Origin of the sequence: Erwinia sp. AnSW2-5, from assembly GCF_045107195.1 — a bacterium.
Classification (GTDB): domain Bacteria; phylum Pseudomonadota; class Gammaproteobacteria; order Enterobacterales; family Enterobacteriaceae; genus Erwinia.
Map to the genome: position 1 here is coordinate 469,682 of NZ_JBJGXA010000005.1, position 16,941 is coordinate 486,622.

Genomic DNA, 16,941 nt, shown 5'->3' on the forward strand with positions numbered 1-16,941 from the left:
GGGTGATGATCACAGCGTGCCGGCAGCCGCCATCTTCAGATAGCTGTCGTCGAAGCGCAGTTTGATATTGCTGCTGTCGCCCAGGGTCACGTTGCCGGGGAAGCTCATGCCGATGAAATCCGCACTCTGCGCGCCGTCGCCCAGCAGGCCTTTTTCAAAGGAGAAGTTCGCCACACGCTGCATGGTTTTCGCCAGTTCGGCATCGCTGACAAATTTGAGGTTGTCGGCCGGGGTGTAAAACAGGTGGGTCGTTTTCAGCTGGGCCTGATAGCCGCTGAGATCGGTGCCGGAGGCGGCGGCCATCGCGGTCAGCGCGTCTTTATTGCCCGCTTTCATCTGCGCCATCATTTCATACCAGGCGCCCGTCAGTGCCTTACCCAGCGCCGGGTTATCTTTCAGTACCGCGCTGTTCACCACCATCATGTCGATCAGCTCACCGGGCACCTGTGAAGACTCAAACACTTCGCTGGTGTTCGGGGTGTTTTTGATCACCGACAGCTGCGGGTTCCAGGCAACAGCGGCCTGCACGCCATTGGTGGCGAAGGCAGAGACAATATCGGCATCCGAGGTGTTGACCACCGTGACGTCTTTTTCCTGCAATCCGGCTTTTTCCAGCCCGCGTACCAGCAGGTAATGCGACACGGACAGCTCAGGCAGGTACACCTTCATCCCTTTCAGGTCGTTCAGGGTTTTGCCTTTGCCCTTCAGCACCACGCCGTCGTTGCCTTCGGAGTAGCTGCCGAGGATCAGCGCGGTGGAATCCACGCCTCCGGCAGCGGGAATGGTCAGCGCATCCATATTGGTCATGGTGCAGCCGTCAAACTGTCCGGCGGTGTACTGGTTGATGGATTCGATATAGTCATTGAGCTGAGTAACGTGGATTTTAATGCCGTATTTCGCTGCCCACTTATCGATAATGCCGGACGTGGCAATCTGGCCCCACGGCATCCAGCCTGCGTAGAGGGTCCAGCAGACATTGAACTCTTTCTTAGGGGCGGCCTGGGAAGGAAGCGCAACAAGCGCTGAAAAACCGAGAAGACAGACGCTCAGGAGATGGGACAGTTTCATGGTTAACCTCAGGTGGTGGCGAAAAATACCGGGCAGCGCGACACACGAAGGTGTTGCTGTCTCCCGGGCTTTTCTCCCGCCGTGTAACCCCAACCGAGGTCGCCAGCTCTCGGACCAGCCATCCACCTCGTGGACCGGAACCCTAGCCTGCTATTGTATTCAGTGATCGGTGTAACGCTGCTGCTTGTAAGAGATAAAGCAAGAGTTATGCCAGGATTGGTTTTGCGGTAAAACAAGGGGTTGTTGCTGACGCGTTGACGATCACGAGCGTTTATGGGGCATCATTTTCTCGCAGGCTGCATCAGAAGTGTGCAGTGCGATGCGTGGAAATAGCGCTGGTCGCCGATGAATAGTTATATTATAACAATTGCTGTAACTCACCTGCGAGGCTTCAATATGAAACATCCTTACTTCCTGCTGCTGCTCTCTCTTGCTGCGGCTAACGCTGCCGCCTTTCAGCCGAAGGGCGAACATCAGCAGGTCCCGGTGGCTGGCGACACCGCCCGCAACACCCCGGATTTTCTGAGTTTTCATCTGACCCAGGCCAGCGGCATACATCCCGGTAGCTGTGCAGCCACAGCGGTATCCGGCTGCGGCTGCCCGTTCTGTACGCAGTTAAGAAATGCGGCCACGAGAACCGCCACTCGCGTTGAAGGTGTGTAACTAATCTGGGCAATGTCCTGCATTTATGGGTGTCGTCCTGCATATTCTGTCACGTAGAGTTACCGTCAGTTGCCGCAATAAATTTTGCTTATTAATTTGAACAAAATATTGCAATTTATTGACGGTTTCCCTTCTCTGACTCCTATTGCCATAAACGCCCCCGTAAACGGGTCTGTTACGTTATCGGCATATCACCAAAAATCTGATAGCGAAGCCAGCTCGTGGTATTGAGATAAACAACTTTTTCCTCATAATCGACTTTAGCACCAAAAAGAAAGAGTTCTTTCATCCGGTGCTTTTTATCCAACTGACGGTCGGTAACCTCTTCACTTTGCATGCTGGCGACGTAATTAAGTGCATGTAAAAATTTTGCCTGAAGAATTTTCCTGGATTTATTTCGCCGATCTATTTCATAGAAAGAACATATCACCGTCATCAGGTTTTCTTTTTTCACGGCCATAGCAAAGTAACGCATTAAATCTGAAAAAGAATCAATCCCGTCGTCCTTCAACACAAACGCTTTTTTACCATCAGTTGTTTCAATGGAATAAATTCTTCCAGAAACATTTTTAAACTGACTAAGCACAGTATCGTTAAATTCATGAAAATTGTATTCTCTTTCTAACACTTGTGTAGATTGAATGATGTTAAGGTGCTCAAAAAACGCATAACGGCGTAGTAAGAAAAAATATTTAGCGTAGTCATTATACACTCTCACGTCTATTTTTTCGGCAAAACACAAGCTACTTCTATCATCGCGATATATGGCAACGCTATTAAGTGCCACCAAAAAGAGAACATCGTTTGGGATTATCGAACGAATAATGTTTGTGTACTGTTTCTCTTTAACACTGGCTGAATAGTCATTATCTCCGCAGCCTTCCTTTATAGTTTTTAGCGTATGATACAGGATACGCATATATGGACTGAGTGTGTTTTTTGCAAAGGAGTTGCAAGCATCAATAACTTCCTGTGAGGATTTATTGTCCTGAGTGCCGACCAAACGGGTGCATTCGTTAACAACGATATCCGTATTTTCCCCTCTGATGATACTTAACCCCTGCCCGAGGCTCATTTCTTTCATATGCTTAGGGCTAAATATTGCCATTTCTGGTTTTCTTAACTCAGTATTTATCATGTTAAGATAATTATTATGTTGTTCAAGTAGCATACTAAATCTTCTGTCTAATGATTCAGTTTCACGGTTCTCTTCACTATTGTTATTAGAGGCAAGCATCGCCTTTGCAGAACGTCCCGCGTAGTAAGCGGCCCCCATAGTCCCTATTGCCGTTAGTGTATTGAGTACATTCGCCTTTACCAGAGCACCGTCCTTATCGGTGAATGACAACCAGAGACATATGGAAATAATAATAACTTCAATTGACAGGATAAAAAAAACACTAACAGAATAAAGGAAAAGATACCTTTTCGTTACGGGTGTCAGTTTTTCCGGATTGAGCCACTGTATAAAATGGCGCTGCATAAATCGTCGGTAAGATGGCAAGCTGAACAAGTGTATTAATATTTTATTAACGACACCGACATCTTTTTTTAAATCTATTATTTTACTTTTTCGAACCCGGCGGGTCACGCCATCGTTTAACCAGCCTCCAAATACTTTATCTAACCAGACGCCCAGTTTACGGCTGAACCAGATCAATGCCATTTTAACCCCCTCTTGATAGAGAAATATTTTTATATCTTATTAAAAAACGGATTTATTATACGGAGTAATCTGATAAAAAGCATCGACATACATTTATTAATCAATGTTAATTGACGGAATTTTGCTTATCACAGGAGATGTCTGTCGTCAGGCTGACACCACAGGCCCTTGTGCAACACATGCAGGCCGCACCACCAGCTCACGTTGATTGTGACCCACCTCCCACTTCACAGCAATGCCACAGGAAAGCATAAAAGTAATCGATTACATTGGCCGTGAGATTAATTGTAATCGATTACTTCATGAAGGGGTCTGACGATGGTTTCTTCCGTTGAGCATGCAGGCGTTGCCGGCAGTAAACAGGTTTTACTGGTGCCGCGCCTGGCGTTAATGATGTTTTTCCAGTTCTTTATCTGGGGCACCTGGTCGGTGACGCTGGGCCTGGTGATGACCCAGCACAACCTTGGGACGATCATAGGCGATGCCTTCTCCGCCGGGCCGATTGCCTCGATCCTCTCGCCGTTTGTGCTGGGGATGATCGTTGACCGCTTCTTCCCGTCGCAGAAAGTGATGGCGCTGTTGCATCTGGCGGGCGCGGTGATCCTGTGGTTTGTGCCCGGCGCACTGGAAGCGCAGAGCGGTTCGCTGCTGATTGCGCTGCTGTTCGCTTATACGCTGTGCTATATGCCGACGCTGGCGCTCACCAACAACATTGCGTTCCACAGTCTGAGCAACAGTGAGAAAAGCTTCCCGGTGGTGCGCGTGTTCGGCACCATCGGCTGGATTGTGGCCGGGATCTGCATTGGCGTGAGCGGGATTTCTGCCAGCGTAATGATCTTCCAGCTGGCGGCCGCCTGTTCGGTGCTGCTGGCCGTTTACAGCCTGACGCTGCCGCACACCCCTGCCCCGGCCAAAGGCCAGCCGTTCCGCGTGCGAGACCTGTTCTGTGCGGATGCGTTTAGCCTGCTAAAGCAGAGCCACTTCCTGATTTTCGCCATTTGCGCCATGCTGATTTCCATCCCGCTGGGCACCTATTACGCCTTTACCGCCACTTTCCTTGCCGATGTCGGCATTCAGGATGTCAGCAGCGCGATGTCTTTTGGTCAGATGTCGGAAATCTTCTTTATGCTGATTATCCCGCTGCTGTTCCGTCGACTGGGCGTGAAATACATGCTGCTGATCGGCATGGTGGCGTGGTTTGTACGCTACATGCTGTTTGCGTATGGCGTGAGCGATGAGGCGCGCTGGCTGCTGTATGCCGGGATCCTGCTGCACGGCGTTTGCTACGACTTCTTCTTTGTTATCGGCTTTATTTACACCGACCGCGTGGCCGGAACCCAGGTGAAGGGCCAGGCGCAGAGCCTGATTGTGATGTTCACCTACGGCATCGGCATGCTGCTGGGGTCGCAAATCTCCGGCGCGCTGTACAACCATCTGTTCACGGCGGGTAGCCCGCATGTGCTGAGCGACTGGACCACGTTCTGGTTAATTCCGGCCGTTGCCGCGCTGGTGATTGCCGTGCTGTTCCTGTTCTCGTTCCGCTACAAAGAGCAGCGTTAATTTTTACCCTTCAGGAGAATGCAATGAAGACATTAAAAGGCCCGGGTTTGTTCCTGTCACAGTTTATCGGCCAGGATGCGCCCTTTAATACGCTGGATAACCTCGCACAGTGGGCGGCGGATTTAGGTTTCAAGGCGTTGCAGATCCCCTGTAATCACCCGCACATTTTCGATGTGGAAAAAGCGGCGAACTGCCAGACTTACTGCGATGAGATTCGTGCACGTCTGGCGGCGCACGGGCTGACGATCAGCGAGCTGTCCACCCATCTGGAAGGCCAGCTGATTGCCGTGCACCCGGCGTATAACGAGGCGTTTAACGACTTTGCACCGGAGGCAATGCGTCATGATGCCAGCGCCCGCCAGCAGTGGGCGACTGGCGTGTTGATGCAGGCGGCGCAGGCCTCTGCGCGGCTCGGCCTGACGGCGCACGCCACTTTTTCTGGGGCGCTGGCCTGGCCCTATTTCTATCCGTGGCCCCCACGCAAGGCGGCGCTGATCGATACTGCCTTTGAGGCTCTGGCTGCGCGCTGGCGGCCGGTCCTTGACTGTTTTGATCGCTTCGGGGTCAACGTCTGCTACGAGCTACATCCGTCAGAGGATCTGCATGATGGCATCAGTTTTGAGCGTTTCCTCGCGGCAGTGGACCATCATCCGCGCTGTAATATCCTGTTTGATCCCAGCCATATGCTGCTGCAACAAATGGATTATCTGGCCTTTATCGATATCTATCACAGCAGAATTAAGGCGTTTCACGTCAAGGATGCGGAGTTTACGCCATCCGGGCGCAGCGGCGTTTATGGCGGCTATCAAACCTGGATTGAGCGTGCCGGGCGCTTCCGCTCTCCCGGCGACGGCCAGATCGACTTCACAGCGATTTTCAGCAAGCTGGCGCAGTACGACTATGACGGCTGGGCGGTGCTGGAGTGGGAGTGCTGCCTGAAGGACGCGGCCACCGGCGCCCGCGAAGGGGCGCAGTTTATTGCACAAAACATTATTCCGGTGGCGGATCGCGCATTTGATGATTTCGCAGCGACCGGTGAATCAGATACCGCCATTCGTTCGATGCTGGGCATGACAGGAGTGAATCAACATGATTAAAGTGGGCATTGTCGGGTCGGGCTTTATTGGCCCGGCGCATATTGAGGCGATCCGTCGCCTCGGTTTCGTTGAGGTGGTGGCGCTGTGCGACAGTTCGCTGGCGGTAGCGCAGGAAAAAGCGCAACAGTATAACGTGCCTTTTGCCTATGGCGATGTGGCTGAACTTCTCCAGCATCCGGGGCTGTCGGTGGTGCACAACTGCACGCCAAACCATCTGCATGCCGCGATCAACCGGCAGATCCTGCTGGCGGGTAAACACGTTTTCTCCGAGAAGCCACTCTGTATGACCGCCGCCGAAGCCCACGAACTGGTCGCGCTGGCTGAACAGGCTGGCGTGGTGCATGCAGTGAGCTTTGTCTATCGACAGTTTGCGATGGTGCAGCAGGCGGCCAGTATGATCCGTCATCAGCAGGCCGGGCGTATTTTTGCCGTTCACGGCAGCTATTTACAGGACTGGATGCTGCATGACACCGACTTTAACTGGCGCATCCTGCCGGATAAAGGCGGCGTGTCGCGCACTGTGGCGGATATCGGTTCGCACTGGTGCGACACGCTGCAATTTGTCACCGGGCGCAAAATCAGCGCGGTAATGGCGGATTTCTCTATTGTGCATCCGAGCCGCAAAGCCAGCCTTAGCGGCGGCAGCACCTTCACCTCAGGCCAGACAGTGGAGGACTATCAGGAAGTCGCAGTGGAAACCGAAGATTTTGCTTCCGTCCTGCTGCGTTTCGACGACGGCAGCAAAGGCAGCATGACGGTGTCGCAGGTCAGCGCCGGACGCAAAAATCGCCTGGCGTTTGAGATCAACGCCAGCAAACTGTCGCTGAGATGGGATCAGGAAGCGCCGCAGACATTGTGGCTGGGCCAGCGTGACGGGCCGAATCAGCGCCTGTCGGACGACCCCTCCTTGCTGAACCCGGACGTGGCGGCTGCCGCACACTTCCCCGGAGGGCATATCGAAGGCTGGCCGGATGCGTTCAAGAATATGATGCTGAACTTCTACCGCTACATTCAGGTGGGCAAGCAGCCGGGCACGGACGCTGGTAACTTTGCCACCTTCCACGATGGCGCGAATATCATGTTTATTATTGACGCGATGGTACAAAGTCATCAGCAGCAGCGCTGGATCACGGTTCAGTACTGACACTCTTCCGGCCACGCTTTACCGTGGCCGTTCATCCGTTGAATTCAGCCGCTTCAGGAACTGTGTTACCCTGTTTTTTCAACATGGTCAACATGGTCAGCAGGAAGGCTTATCAGGATGTCGATCCAAAAAATTGCCCGCCTCGCCGGGGTGTCTGTCGCTACCGTATCACGCGTGATAAATAACCTCGGCTCGGTGAAACCGCAGAATCGGGAACGCGTGTTAAACGCGATCAAAGAGAGTAACTATCAGCCGAATCTGCTCGCCAGGCAGCTGCGTACTGCACGCAGTAATATGCTGCTGGTGATGGTGTCGAACATTGCCAATCCGTTCTGCGCCGACGTGGTGAAAGGCATTGAAGCCGAAGCCGAGCGCAACGGTTACCGCATTTTGCTGTGCAACTCCGGTTCCGATATCGCCCGCTCTCAGTCCAGCCTGCAACTGCTCTCTGGCAAGATGGTCGACGGCGTGATCACCATGGATGCCCTTTCCGCCCTGCCTGAGCTGACCACCCTGATTGGTGATTCGCCGTGGGTACAGTGTGCGGAGTACGACGAGGCATCCACGGTATCGAGCGTGGGCATTGACGATCATCAGGCATCACGCTTTGTCGCCGGGGAGTTTATCCGCCGTGAACGGCAGCATCTGGCGATGATCAATCACGATCTTACGTATAAATACGCCAAGCAGCGTGAACAGGGCTACCGTGCGGTGCTGGAGGAACAGCATCTCGCGCCCCCGGCGGTGGAATACGCCAGTGAGTTAAGCTATCAGGCAGGTAAAGACGCCATGACACGCCTGCTGCAACAGTCACCGCGCCCTGATGCGGTGTTTGCCGTTTCGGATACGCTGGCCGCCGGGGCGATTCGAGCGCTGGATGAAGCCGGGCTGCGGGTGCCGCAGGATGTGGCGGTGATGGGTTTTGATGGCACGGAGCTGGGGCATATGACGTCGCCGCCGCTGTCGACCATTGAGCTGCCGTCACAGGATATTGGCCGCGAGGCGGTGAGTTTGCTGCTTAAAAAGATTAACGACCCGCTCAGCCCGGCGCAGAAAACCACGTTGCAGTGGCGGTATGTTGAACGGGGATCGTAAGTTTTAAGGGCGACCATGACGAATGTGGATCTCTGCTGCCATAGGGGCTGACCTTCTGTTTCGGCCAGCCCGCTGGCAGACGTTATTTCTCTAACGAAGACAACGCCCCCGCCAGATACTGATTCGCCTGACGAATAATCGACTGCGGATCCTTCGGCAAATCATGCTCAACAATAAACCAGCGCGTATCCGCTTTCACCGCCGCCGGTAGCAGTTCATTCCATGCCAGCAGACCTTCACCCGCCGGGGCAAAATTCATCTCATCGTTACGAATGCCAATCCCGGCATTATCCTTGGCGTGAATGGCGTAAATACGGCCCTGATATTTTCTCAGCAGACGAACCGGGTCCTGGCCACCGCGTGATACCCACGCCACATCGAGTTCTATTTGCAGGTTGGCGGGCGCACTATTATCAAACAGAATTTCCAGCGCAGTCTTGCCCTCATACTTTTTCAGTTCGAAGTCATGGTTATGGTAAGCCAGCACCATGCCCTGCTTTCTCACCTGTCTGCCGAGTGCATCCAACTCGTGCGCCAGCTTTTTCCAGCCTGCGGCAGAGTCCGGGCGATCCGGGATTTGCAGATACGGCACCACCAGCACCTTATTACCCACCGCTTTGTTAAACGCGATGATCTCAGCCGGATTGCTGCGCAGATCGGCTAACTGAACATGGTCAGACGTCACCTTCAGCGGGTATTTCTCCAGCAACATTTTCATCTCAGCAGCGCTGACGCCCTGCGTCCCGACCAGTTCCACCGCACTGAAGCCTGATGTCTGCGCAACGGCAAACTGCTGCTCCAGCGTACCGACGTTTCTCAGCGTATACATTTGCAGCGCGAGGTGTTTTTTCGCGGCGGCTTCATCGGCCAGCACCGGGTGAATCGCGCCCAGCGTCAATGTGCTAATGAATAACGTTGAGGTCACTGCTTTTACCAGCTTCATAACGGTTCCTTAGTGGGTCAGTCATCGGGTTATCGGTATTTTGCTTTCTATGTAATCGATTACTTTCAATGGTAATGGTTATGTAATCGATTACTTATGCTAGCGAGGATCATGAGAACAGAGCAAGTGGCACCGGTTGCAGACGGCTAAATCAGGCGGAATTTATGAAGCAGATCACAGATAATGCGGAGCCAAAGCCGGTTCAGCTCCGCATTCAAACGCAGATTAGAGGTGTTTCTTCAGCAGGTCGGCCAGCGCCGTCATGCCTTTGATGATCTTCTCATCACTGTGGGTGGAATAGCTGAAGCGGGCAAAATTGTCGCGCTGCACGGTCGGGAAGAACGTTGCGCCAGGGACCCAGACCACTTTCGCTTCCGGCACCGCGTGTTCCAGCATAAATTTGGCGGTATCAAACCCTTCCGGGAACTCCATCCAGGTAAACAGGCCACCGTCAGGATCCGTCCAGCTGATCCCCTGCGGGAACTCGCTTCTGACCACCGACAGCATGGTTTCCTTTTTGCGCAAATACTGCGCTTTGATGGTCTGGATATGGTCGTCGATATTGTGTCTTTCCAGATACATCGACACCGCCGCCATATTCAGCGTGCTGCACTGGGTATCCGCGGCCAGCTTCAGCAGCCCCAGTTTTTCGGTGATTTCCGCAGACGCCACCGACCAGCCGAGGCGCAGGCCCGGTGCGAGGATCTTCGAGAAGCTGCCGAAGTAGATCACTCGCCCTTCCGTATCCATACTTTTCAGCGTGGCAACTTTGTCGCCCTGATAACGCACTTCACGGTACGGCGAGTCTTCGAGGATAATAAAGTCATACTGATTCGCCAGCTGGATCAGATGCTGACGGCGCGCCAGCGATAAGGTAATTCCTGTCGGGTTGTGGAAATCCGGCACGGTATACAGCAGCTTAATCCGCTGCCCGGCCTTCAGTTTCTCTTCCAGCACCTCGGTCATCAGCCCCTGCTCATCCATCGGGATAGCCAGATAATTTGGCTGGCAGGTGTTAAAGGCGATCAATGCCCCGAGGAAGGTTGGCGCTTCGGTGGCGACCAGGTCGCCAGGGTTGATCAGCAGTCTGGCCGCCAGATCCAGACCCTGCTGGCTCCCTTGCAGGATCAGAACGTTTTCTTCTTCACAGACGATATTGTCTGCCGCCATACGGCTGGCAATTTGCTGACGCAGCTTGGGCATCCCGGTGGAATGGGTGTATTGCAGTGACACTTCGCCAGGACCCGACAGCAGTTCAGCAAAAATATCCTGCAGTGCCTGTGCCGGGAACAGGCTGGAATCCGGATAACCGCCGCCGAATGAAATAATCGACGGATCTGCACCGAACTGAAGCAGTTGCCTGATTGCCGAAGGCTTCACGCCCTCCATTCTGTCAGCGTAACGCGTGGTCATGTTCCGTATTCTCTTTATTGGTATTGGGCTGGAAATCACGTTATGAGAAGTCCATGCGCTATGTCAATTACTCATCGTAATTTTCACTGTTTCCGTGTGCTTATATATCTTGATGCGGCAGAAATGGCGTAAAATTAACCAACGGGGAATGTCTATCAACGATGGCTGAAGCTGGTTAGAGCAACAAAAGTCGAACCCTAAACGAGCTTGCCATGATGTGGTGGTTTTAAAACCCACAGCAAACACCATTGTTGCAGGGATGAGGGCAGATTGAGGTAAGCCGGACGTCACGCGACAGGACGTCGCGTGTCGAGGCCCGCAGGGATGCGGACTTTGCCGATCCGGCGTGCTCAATCTGGCCTCAGACTTTTAGCGGAACTATTTGCCAATAAAAATGATCCAACATTACGCAAGAAACTGACATTTTCATCTTCTCAAAGAGATTTTTTCAACCAAAAACTCACAAGGAAAGTGTTATCAACAGTTATTTAAAATTGACCAGCACATTAAAAGTCCCCATGACGGAAATATATCGCCACCCGGACATTGGAAGAAAAAACACAACAGAAGCGAGCACGGCAAAATGGTGAAATTTATATTTTCTTTATCCATTATCCTTATGTGTTCACATCAGGTTGGTGCCAGAACCGTCGAACAGGTGGAGATAAAAGAAGTCGGCATCAACTCCAGAGCAGTGAAAAACCCCAACGAAATTGATATGTGTAAAGATTTCAGGCCAACCAGAGAACAAATAATTAACTATTTCAACTCAGCAAGAGAGTTAAATGAGAATGAAACATTACTTCATGAGTATTACTTCCCTTGCATCGCCAAAGGAAATGTAAATCTCGACGAAAATATAAAAGGTGAATGGACATTACAGTCAAGCGGACTGGCGTACATATTAACGGACAAGAAAAAAAATATCGTTTTTTTCTTAAAAGATAATCAATGGGAAGACCCTTATGCCTGCATGTATGGCTTGAGTGGTGAGGATTCCTGTTAAGCATAATGTAGAACAAACACGATGCTGATCCTGAATCCCCACCACCATTATTGAGCCATCCCAGAGGTGATCAGAATCAGCTCGTACTGCTATCGCTTTCCAGCTTCTGCCTGCGTCTTAAATGCGGGAACAGCGTCATCCACAGGCCAACCACCACCAGCGTGCCGACGCCGCCCAGCACCGCAGCCGGAACGGCCCCCATTAGCGCGGCCAGCATCCCGGACTCAAACTCGCCAAGCTGGTTAGACGTGTTAATAAATATACTGTTCACCGCATTGACGCGGCCGCGCATATCGTCCGGCGTATCCAGCTGCACCAGCGCCCCACGGATCACCATACTCACCATATCAAAACCGCCCAGCGCGGCCAGCGCCAGCAGCGACAACCACAGCTGGCTGGAGAGCGCAAAAATCAGCGTCGCCACCCCAAATCCGGCCACCGAGCCAAACATGATCATGCCGACGTTTTTCTCCAGCTTGTTACGGCTCAGCCAGATGCCGACCAGCAGTGCTCCCACCGACGGCGCCCCGCGCAACATGCCCAGCCCCCAGGGACCGGTGTGCAGAATATCTTTGGCGAAGATCGGCAGCAGCGCGGTGGCGCCGCCCAGCAGCACCGCAAACAGGTCGAGGGAGATCACCCCCAGCACATCGCGCCGTTCACGAATAAATTTCACCCCGGCAAACAGCGTCTTGATATTGGCTGGCAGGCGCGGCTGCGGCGCACGAATAAAGCGGATGCGCGCAATCATCACAATAGACAGCAGATAGAACGCGGCGGCCACGCCATATACCACATCTGGCCCGGCCACATACAGCAGCCCGCCCAATGTGGGACCGATAATCACCGCACTTTGCCCGCTGACGGCCGCCGCCGCCGTGGCACGAGCAAGCATCGCAGGCGGCACCAGCGAAGGCAGCATCGACTGCATCGCCGGGCCTTCAATGGCTTTAGCCACGGAGATCAGGAACACCAGGCCCCACAGCGCATTTTTATCCGACCACTGATAGAAGGTCAGCAGGATCAGCGCCAGCAGCGCGCCCCACTCCAGAACCTGACCAAACAGCACAATGCGACGACGGTCGTACTGATCCGCCAGATGCCCGGCCGGCAGCGCCAGCAGCACCGAGGGCAGAAACTGCATCAGGCCGATCATCCCCAGCGCCATAGCACTTTTGGTGATGGCATAGATTTGCCAGCTCACCGCCACCGAGAACATCTGGAAACCGAATGAAGAGAAGGTGCGCGCCAGCCAGAAGCGCACGAACGAAGGATGGCGCAGCAACGATTCGTTACTGTCCAGGTGAGTGTGACTCGACGTCATTAACTATCCCTACCTGCAAGTGCTCCAGCCAGCGCGGAGCTGGCAGACAGCGTCATTAGTTTTGTTTTTTTATCCCGGTGAACCCCGGGTATCGACCTGATTATGCCAGAGAAATCCGATGCGGCTTGGCGTTTATTGTTACAGGCTTAGCACATTTTATTATTCAAATTATTTGACAGTTATTGGCAATAAATTCCGCTTTTTGTTTATTATTAGCAGGCGTAGTATTTACCACATCGAGACAGAACGTCTCACTTACATAAAATACTCTGAGGAATTAACCATGAAAACCATCAAAACTTTCGTAGCAGTTGCCGCTCTTTCAGTCATCTCTTTCGGTAGCTTTGCACAGAGCGTAACCGCCAGTGCATCTACCCTGTCAGCCGCTGAAGCGCAGATTGCCGCTCAGGCCCAGCAGACAGGCAGCAGCTACAAAATCACTGAAGCCAACTTCAACAACGGCGTGCATATGACCGCCGAACTGACTAAATAAGTCACGCACCACCGCGTTCTGCGCATAAAAAAAGCCCCTTTCGGGGCTTTTTGTCGTTATTACGGTGACGTTGTCACTATTTCGCCACCACCAGTTTCTGCAACACCTTCAGCTGGGCCACGGCTTCCTGCATCGCATCAATACCGGAGGTCATCTCGCTCAGCTTATCCAGATTTTCGCTGATGCTTTTACGCTCATTGGCGGTCTGGCTGCTCATCTCCGCAATGGCATTAGCGGCATCGATACTTTCCTGCGCCATTTGTCTGGCACTTTCCACCGTATCCACCGCCACCTTTCTGATATGCAGAATGGTACTAACGGCATCACTGATGCTGTGTGAGGTGGCATCGGCCTGATCTTTCGATGACTGTGCCAGACGGCGCACCTCGCTTGCCACCACGGCAAAACCACGCCCGGCTTCCCCGGCGCGTGCCGCTTCCACTGCGGCATTGAGCGCCAGAATATTGGTCTGGAAGGCAATATTGCTGATGCCGCTGTTAATCGTTGTAATACCGGAGGAGATAGTTTCCAGCTCATCCAGCCCGGCACTGAGCTGGTGCTGCGCCTGCTGGCTGTGCAGCGCGGCATCACTGATGGAGCGGATATTACTTTCCGCCGCCTTGAGTGCATCGCTCTGGCTGCGGGTGGCATTTTCCAACAGCGGTAGTGATTTCATCAGCGGATCCAGCTTTTGCTGATACTCCACCACCTGGTTGACGATGCGGGTTTGCAGCGTGTTCAGCGCTTCCCAGCGGCGCAGCGCACGCTGAGCATAATGGCTGGCGTATGCCGCATACTGCACCGGAAAGTTTCGCATGGCATCGGACGGACGGTTGAAGAATGCCAGCGCCGACAGCGTCTGGTTGATCGGCACGCCGAGGATTTCACCGAAACTGGAGAACCCGGCAGACGGGATCCCGCTAAAGAAATGCGACTGCGGCAGGCGGGCCTGATTACCGACGCGGCGCAGCACGCAGTCATTCAGCAGCATCGCAGCGGGCTGGCCATACAGCGCGGTGAACGCCTCCCAGTCAGTGCGCGTGGCGCTGGCAAAATCGGTCTCTTTCAACAGATGCAGACGGTCACCAAACTCCAGATCGCAGAAGAACTGAATGCGGTCCGGCAAAATTTTGGCGATGGAGCGGATAAAGAACTCCTCCTCCACTTTTACCGCAAACGTCAGTCCCTGGAGACGCGCCTGCAAATCAGCCGGTGCGCACTGTAAGCGTGCGCAAAGGGCTTCAATCACGTTGTGCTGGCGGCCCTGGGCATCAAACAGCGACGAGACAGTTCGCGCCACCGGATCGGCTTCGGCCACCAGCCAGCTCTGCCGGGTTGGCTCAAAGTTCTGGCTTTTAAACGGCGCAAACGATTTGCCTTCCGCCATCTGGCAAAAGACGATCACCGCCTTGCCCTGCAATATCCGCCCGCCATTGCCAATCCAGGTGCCGTCGAAATCCAGCGTTCCGCCCGCAGAGCCGCCAATCGCCAGGCACGGGAAGCGCCCGGACGCATACCAGGCCTGCATCAGGAACCCTTCAGAGGCGGATAAGCCATCACAGAAAATCAGCGCAAAAGTGCGGTCGGCAGACAGCGGCATGTTCACCACCACCCGCTCCAGCTCGTGCTGGATGGCGCTGACACGCTGCTGGGCGGTCTGCGTATCCTGCACATGCAGGTCGACTTCATGCACTTCATGCCGGGCGATGAGGCTTTCCGGCAGCCACAGCCAGCTCCCCTGCTGGCTTGCGCCATCACAATAGGTGCTCTGCCCGCGACCGCTACACAGCGCGCCGTTGGAAGAGAGGGTCACCACGCTGCGGCGCGTACCGTTCAGGCTCTGCCACGCCTGGCTGACACGGCTGAACTCAGCTAACGGGGGAACAAAGCTTAACAGCAGCCCGGCGCTGTTGCGGCTCAGCCCCAGCGCATTCATATTCACCGGGGGTTGGCTGGCATCAAAAACACCCGCGCGCGGCTTGCTGCCGCCTCTTTTCAGCCGGGCAGCCGTGTTCCAGAAAGAAGATTGACTCATTGTTGCCTACTTAAATGCTGACGATGGTTTATTGGTCTATGTAATCCGTCACAGGTGATGCAGTCGAACGGCGATGTTGCCTCCGCTGCCATACAGGGGTTATCGGCACAATAAGGGAAAAGCCTTAACGGCAAGGGTAACAAAGGATGACGGGACGGCAGACTGGCAGGAGAATGGCGGCTATTTCGATCTGTGCTTTGAGGCCTCCGGTGCGCCTTCACTGGATTTCCCTCAGGTGGTATTCGCCTGATGCCACGGGCGGCCCCGATGCGGGCCGCCTGCGGTTACAGCACGTTCAGCGACTCTCCGGTGGCATAAAACTGCCCGCCCGCCACATAGTGCAGGCTGCGCAATGACGGATCGGCGCGGTCAAAATGCCAGTGACCGTCGCTGAACACCCGGGTATCCGCCCAGGCCCCCACCACTTCGCCAATAAACAGATCGTAGGTGTTTTGATTGTGCGGTTCGCTGATCAGACGGCACGCCAGCCAGGCCGAACAGCCGCTGACAAACGGCAGATCGAAGCCCTCAAAGCTGAACAGCTCCACGCCGCAGTTTACCAGTTTATCCGCTTCCGTCGCCAGGCTGCGCGTCCCCACCGCGTGGGTGAGTTGTATCTGCGCCACCGTCGGCACCTGGATCACAAACATGCCACTGCCTTCGACCAGCTCACGGGTTTTGGCGATTTTATCAATCACCACCGTCAGCTTCGACGGCGCAAAATCCAGCCCGCACGCCCACGCCGCCGCCATCACATCTTCCACACCGTTATCACGCGCCGACACCAGGATGGTCGGGCCGTGGTTAATCAGGCGATACGCTTTTTCCAGTTCAACAGGTTGGATGTAATCGTTCATTTTTTCCTCAACAATAAATTCAGCGTTCACCCGTTATATCACCGACAGAAACGATAATCTGCGGTGGGCACTGCCTTGATATGTCGATTCATCTTCATTTCCTCTTTTACCAGCCTGCAAGTATTGCTTGCAGGCTGCATCGGTGAGCTGACGGTGAGTATCAGGATGCGACGTGGGTGTGGTAAATCTTGCTGACCACGGTCCAGCGGCCGTTCACCTTCAGGAGATTGAAAAAGTCGGTGAAGCGAAAGCCTGAAATGTCATCGGTATCAATACGTGCGCTGGCGGCGGTTCCGACGATATCCACGCGTACGATGGCGGCCTTTGCCTCAGGAGAGGGGCGGAAATCGCGGTCAATAACGTCATACAACCCCTGAATTGGGCCACCGGTGAGGTTACCGTCGCCGTCAGCGCCAAAAATAGTGGCCTGTTCACTAAACGCGGGCTTCATGATCTCGCTCTTGGCCTGTTTACCGCCTTCGTTGTACTGATTGAGTACATCCACAATGGCGTTGTATTCCTGCACGTAAGTTTTGTCGCTCATATTTTTCTCCGTAGTAATAAACCGGGTATCCGT

The 16,941-nt window shown here is 53.8% G+C and carries 15 protein-coding genes and 1 riboswitch; of the genes, 7 read left to right on the forward strand and 8 right to left on the reverse strand.

Translation table 11 applies throughout. The annotated features are described in order from the left end of the window. Positions 1-9: 9 nt before the first annotated feature. A complete protein-coding gene (locus tag ACFL9S_RS06560; RefSeq protein WP_405261022.1) occupies positions 10-1,068 on the reverse strand; it encodes a putative urea ABC transporter substrate-binding protein in 1,059 nt (352 codons plus the stop codon). Positions 1,069-1,126: 58 nt separating this feature from the next. After that, a riboswitch (guanidine-I (ykkC/yxkD leader) is annotated at positions 1,127-1,225 on the reverse strand. 239 nt (positions 1,226-1,464) lie between these two features. Between ACFL9S_RS06560 and ACFL9S_RS06565 the strand changes: the two genes are divergently transcribed. Further along, complete coding sequence (locus ACFL9S_RS06565; RefSeq protein ID WP_405261023.1) at positions 1,465-1,731, forward strand: hypothetical protein; 267 nt, start codon at positions 1,465-1,467, stop codon at positions 1,729-1,731. A gap of 175 nt (positions 1,732-1,906) precedes the next feature. Here ACFL9S_RS06565 and ACFL9S_RS06570 read toward each other — a convergent pair whose 3' ends face one another. Continuing rightward, positions 1,907-3,397: a putative phage abortive infection protein gene (locus ACFL9S_RS06570; protein WP_405261024.1), complete on the reverse strand. Its 1,491-nt coding sequence runs from the start codon at positions 3,395-3,397 to the stop codon at positions 1,907-1,909. Between the two features lie 318 nt (positions 3,398-3,715). Between ACFL9S_RS06570 and ACFL9S_RS06575 the strand changes: the two genes are divergently transcribed. The 4 genes from ACFL9S_RS06575 to ACFL9S_RS06590 all read left to right on the forward strand — a co-directional run bounded on the left by ACFL9S_RS06575 (position 3,716) and on the right by ACFL9S_RS06590 (position 8,293). Further along, positions 3,716-4,957 carry an MFS transporter gene (locus ACFL9S_RS06575; RefSeq protein ID WP_405261025.1) on the forward strand — a complete coding sequence of 414 codons (1,242 nt, stop codon included), beginning with the start codon at positions 3,716-3,718 and terminating at the stop codon, positions 4,955-4,957. A gap of 23 nt (positions 4,958-4,980) precedes the next feature. Then, entirely contained in the window at positions 4,981-6,054 is a 1,074-nt protein-coding gene (locus tag ACFL9S_RS06580; RefSeq protein ID WP_405261026.1) for a sugar phosphate isomerase/epimerase family protein, read from the forward strand. Next, the gene (locus ACFL9S_RS06585; RefSeq protein ID WP_405261027.1) at positions 6,047-7,198 is read left to right on the forward strand and encodes a Gfo/Idh/MocA family protein; all 1,152 of its coding nucleotides are present in this window, start codon (positions 6,047-6,049) and stop codon (positions 7,196-7,198) included. Before ACFL9S_RS06580 ends, ACFL9S_RS06585 begins: the two co-directional genes overlap by 8 nt. 117 nt (positions 7,199-7,315) lie before the next feature. Then, positions 7,316-8,293: a LacI family DNA-binding transcriptional regulator gene (locus ACFL9S_RS06590; protein ID WP_405261028.1), complete on the forward strand. Its 978-nt coding sequence runs from the start codon at positions 7,316-7,318 to the stop codon at positions 8,291-8,293. An 82-nt stretch (positions 8,294-8,375) separates the two neighbouring features. Here ACFL9S_RS06590 and ACFL9S_RS06595 read toward each other — a convergent pair whose 3' ends face one another. Next, positions 8,376-9,236: a sugar phosphate isomerase/epimerase family protein gene (locus tag ACFL9S_RS06595; RefSeq protein WP_405261029.1), complete on the reverse strand. Its 861-nt coding sequence runs from the start codon at positions 9,234-9,236 to the stop codon at positions 8,376-8,378. 225 nt (positions 9,237-9,461) lie between these two features. After that, positions 9,462-10,649 (reverse strand): PLP-dependent aminotransferase family protein, encoded by a 1,188-nt coding sequence (locus ACFL9S_RS06600; protein ID WP_405261030.1) that lies wholly within the window; start codon positions 10,647-10,649, stop codon positions 9,462-9,464. 583 nt (positions 10,650-11,232) lie between these two features. Here ACFL9S_RS06600 and ACFL9S_RS06605 point away from each other — a divergent pair. Next, the gene (locus ACFL9S_RS06605; protein ID WP_405261031.1) at positions 11,233-11,655 is read left to right on the forward strand and encodes a hypothetical protein; all 423 of its coding nucleotides are present in this window, start codon (positions 11,233-11,235) and stop codon (positions 11,653-11,655) included. A 76-nt stretch (positions 11,656-11,731) separates the two neighbouring features. Here ACFL9S_RS06605 and ACFL9S_RS06610 read toward each other — a convergent pair whose 3' ends face one another. After that, a complete protein-coding gene (locus ACFL9S_RS06610) occupies positions 11,732-12,979 on the reverse strand; it encodes an MFS transporter (protein ID WP_405261032.1) in 1,248 nt (415 codons plus the stop codon). Positions 12,980-13,262: 283 nt separating this feature from the next. Here ACFL9S_RS06610 and ACFL9S_RS06615 point away from each other — a divergent pair, with 283 nt between their 5' ends. Further along, positions 13,263-13,472 carry a YdgH/BhsA/McbA-like domain containing protein gene (locus tag ACFL9S_RS06615; protein WP_405261033.1) on the forward strand — a complete coding sequence of 70 codons (210 nt, stop codon included), beginning with the start codon at positions 13,263-13,265 and terminating at the stop codon, positions 13,470-13,472. A gap of 76 nt (positions 13,473-13,548) precedes the next feature. On the opposite strand, the gene ACFL9S_RS06620 is transcribed toward ACFL9S_RS06615, so the two are convergent. From ACFL9S_RS06620 to ACFL9S_RS06630, 3 genes are all read right to left on the reverse strand, one after another. After that, entirely contained in the window at positions 13,549-15,507 is a 1,959-nt protein-coding gene (locus ACFL9S_RS06620; RefSeq protein ID WP_405261034.1) for a methyl-accepting chemotaxis protein, read from the reverse strand. Between the two features lie 284 nt (positions 15,508-15,791). After that, positions 15,792-16,364 (reverse strand): flavin reductase family protein, encoded by a 573-nt coding sequence (locus tag ACFL9S_RS06625; protein ID WP_405261035.1) that lies wholly within the window; start codon positions 16,362-16,364, stop codon positions 15,792-15,794. Positions 16,365-16,524: 160 nt separating this feature from the next. Next, positions 16,525-16,908: a nuclear transport factor 2 family protein gene (locus ACFL9S_RS06630; RefSeq protein ID WP_405261036.1), complete on the reverse strand. Its 384-nt coding sequence runs from the start codon at positions 16,906-16,908 to the stop codon at positions 16,525-16,527. Positions 16,909-16,941 lie beyond the last annotated feature (33 nt).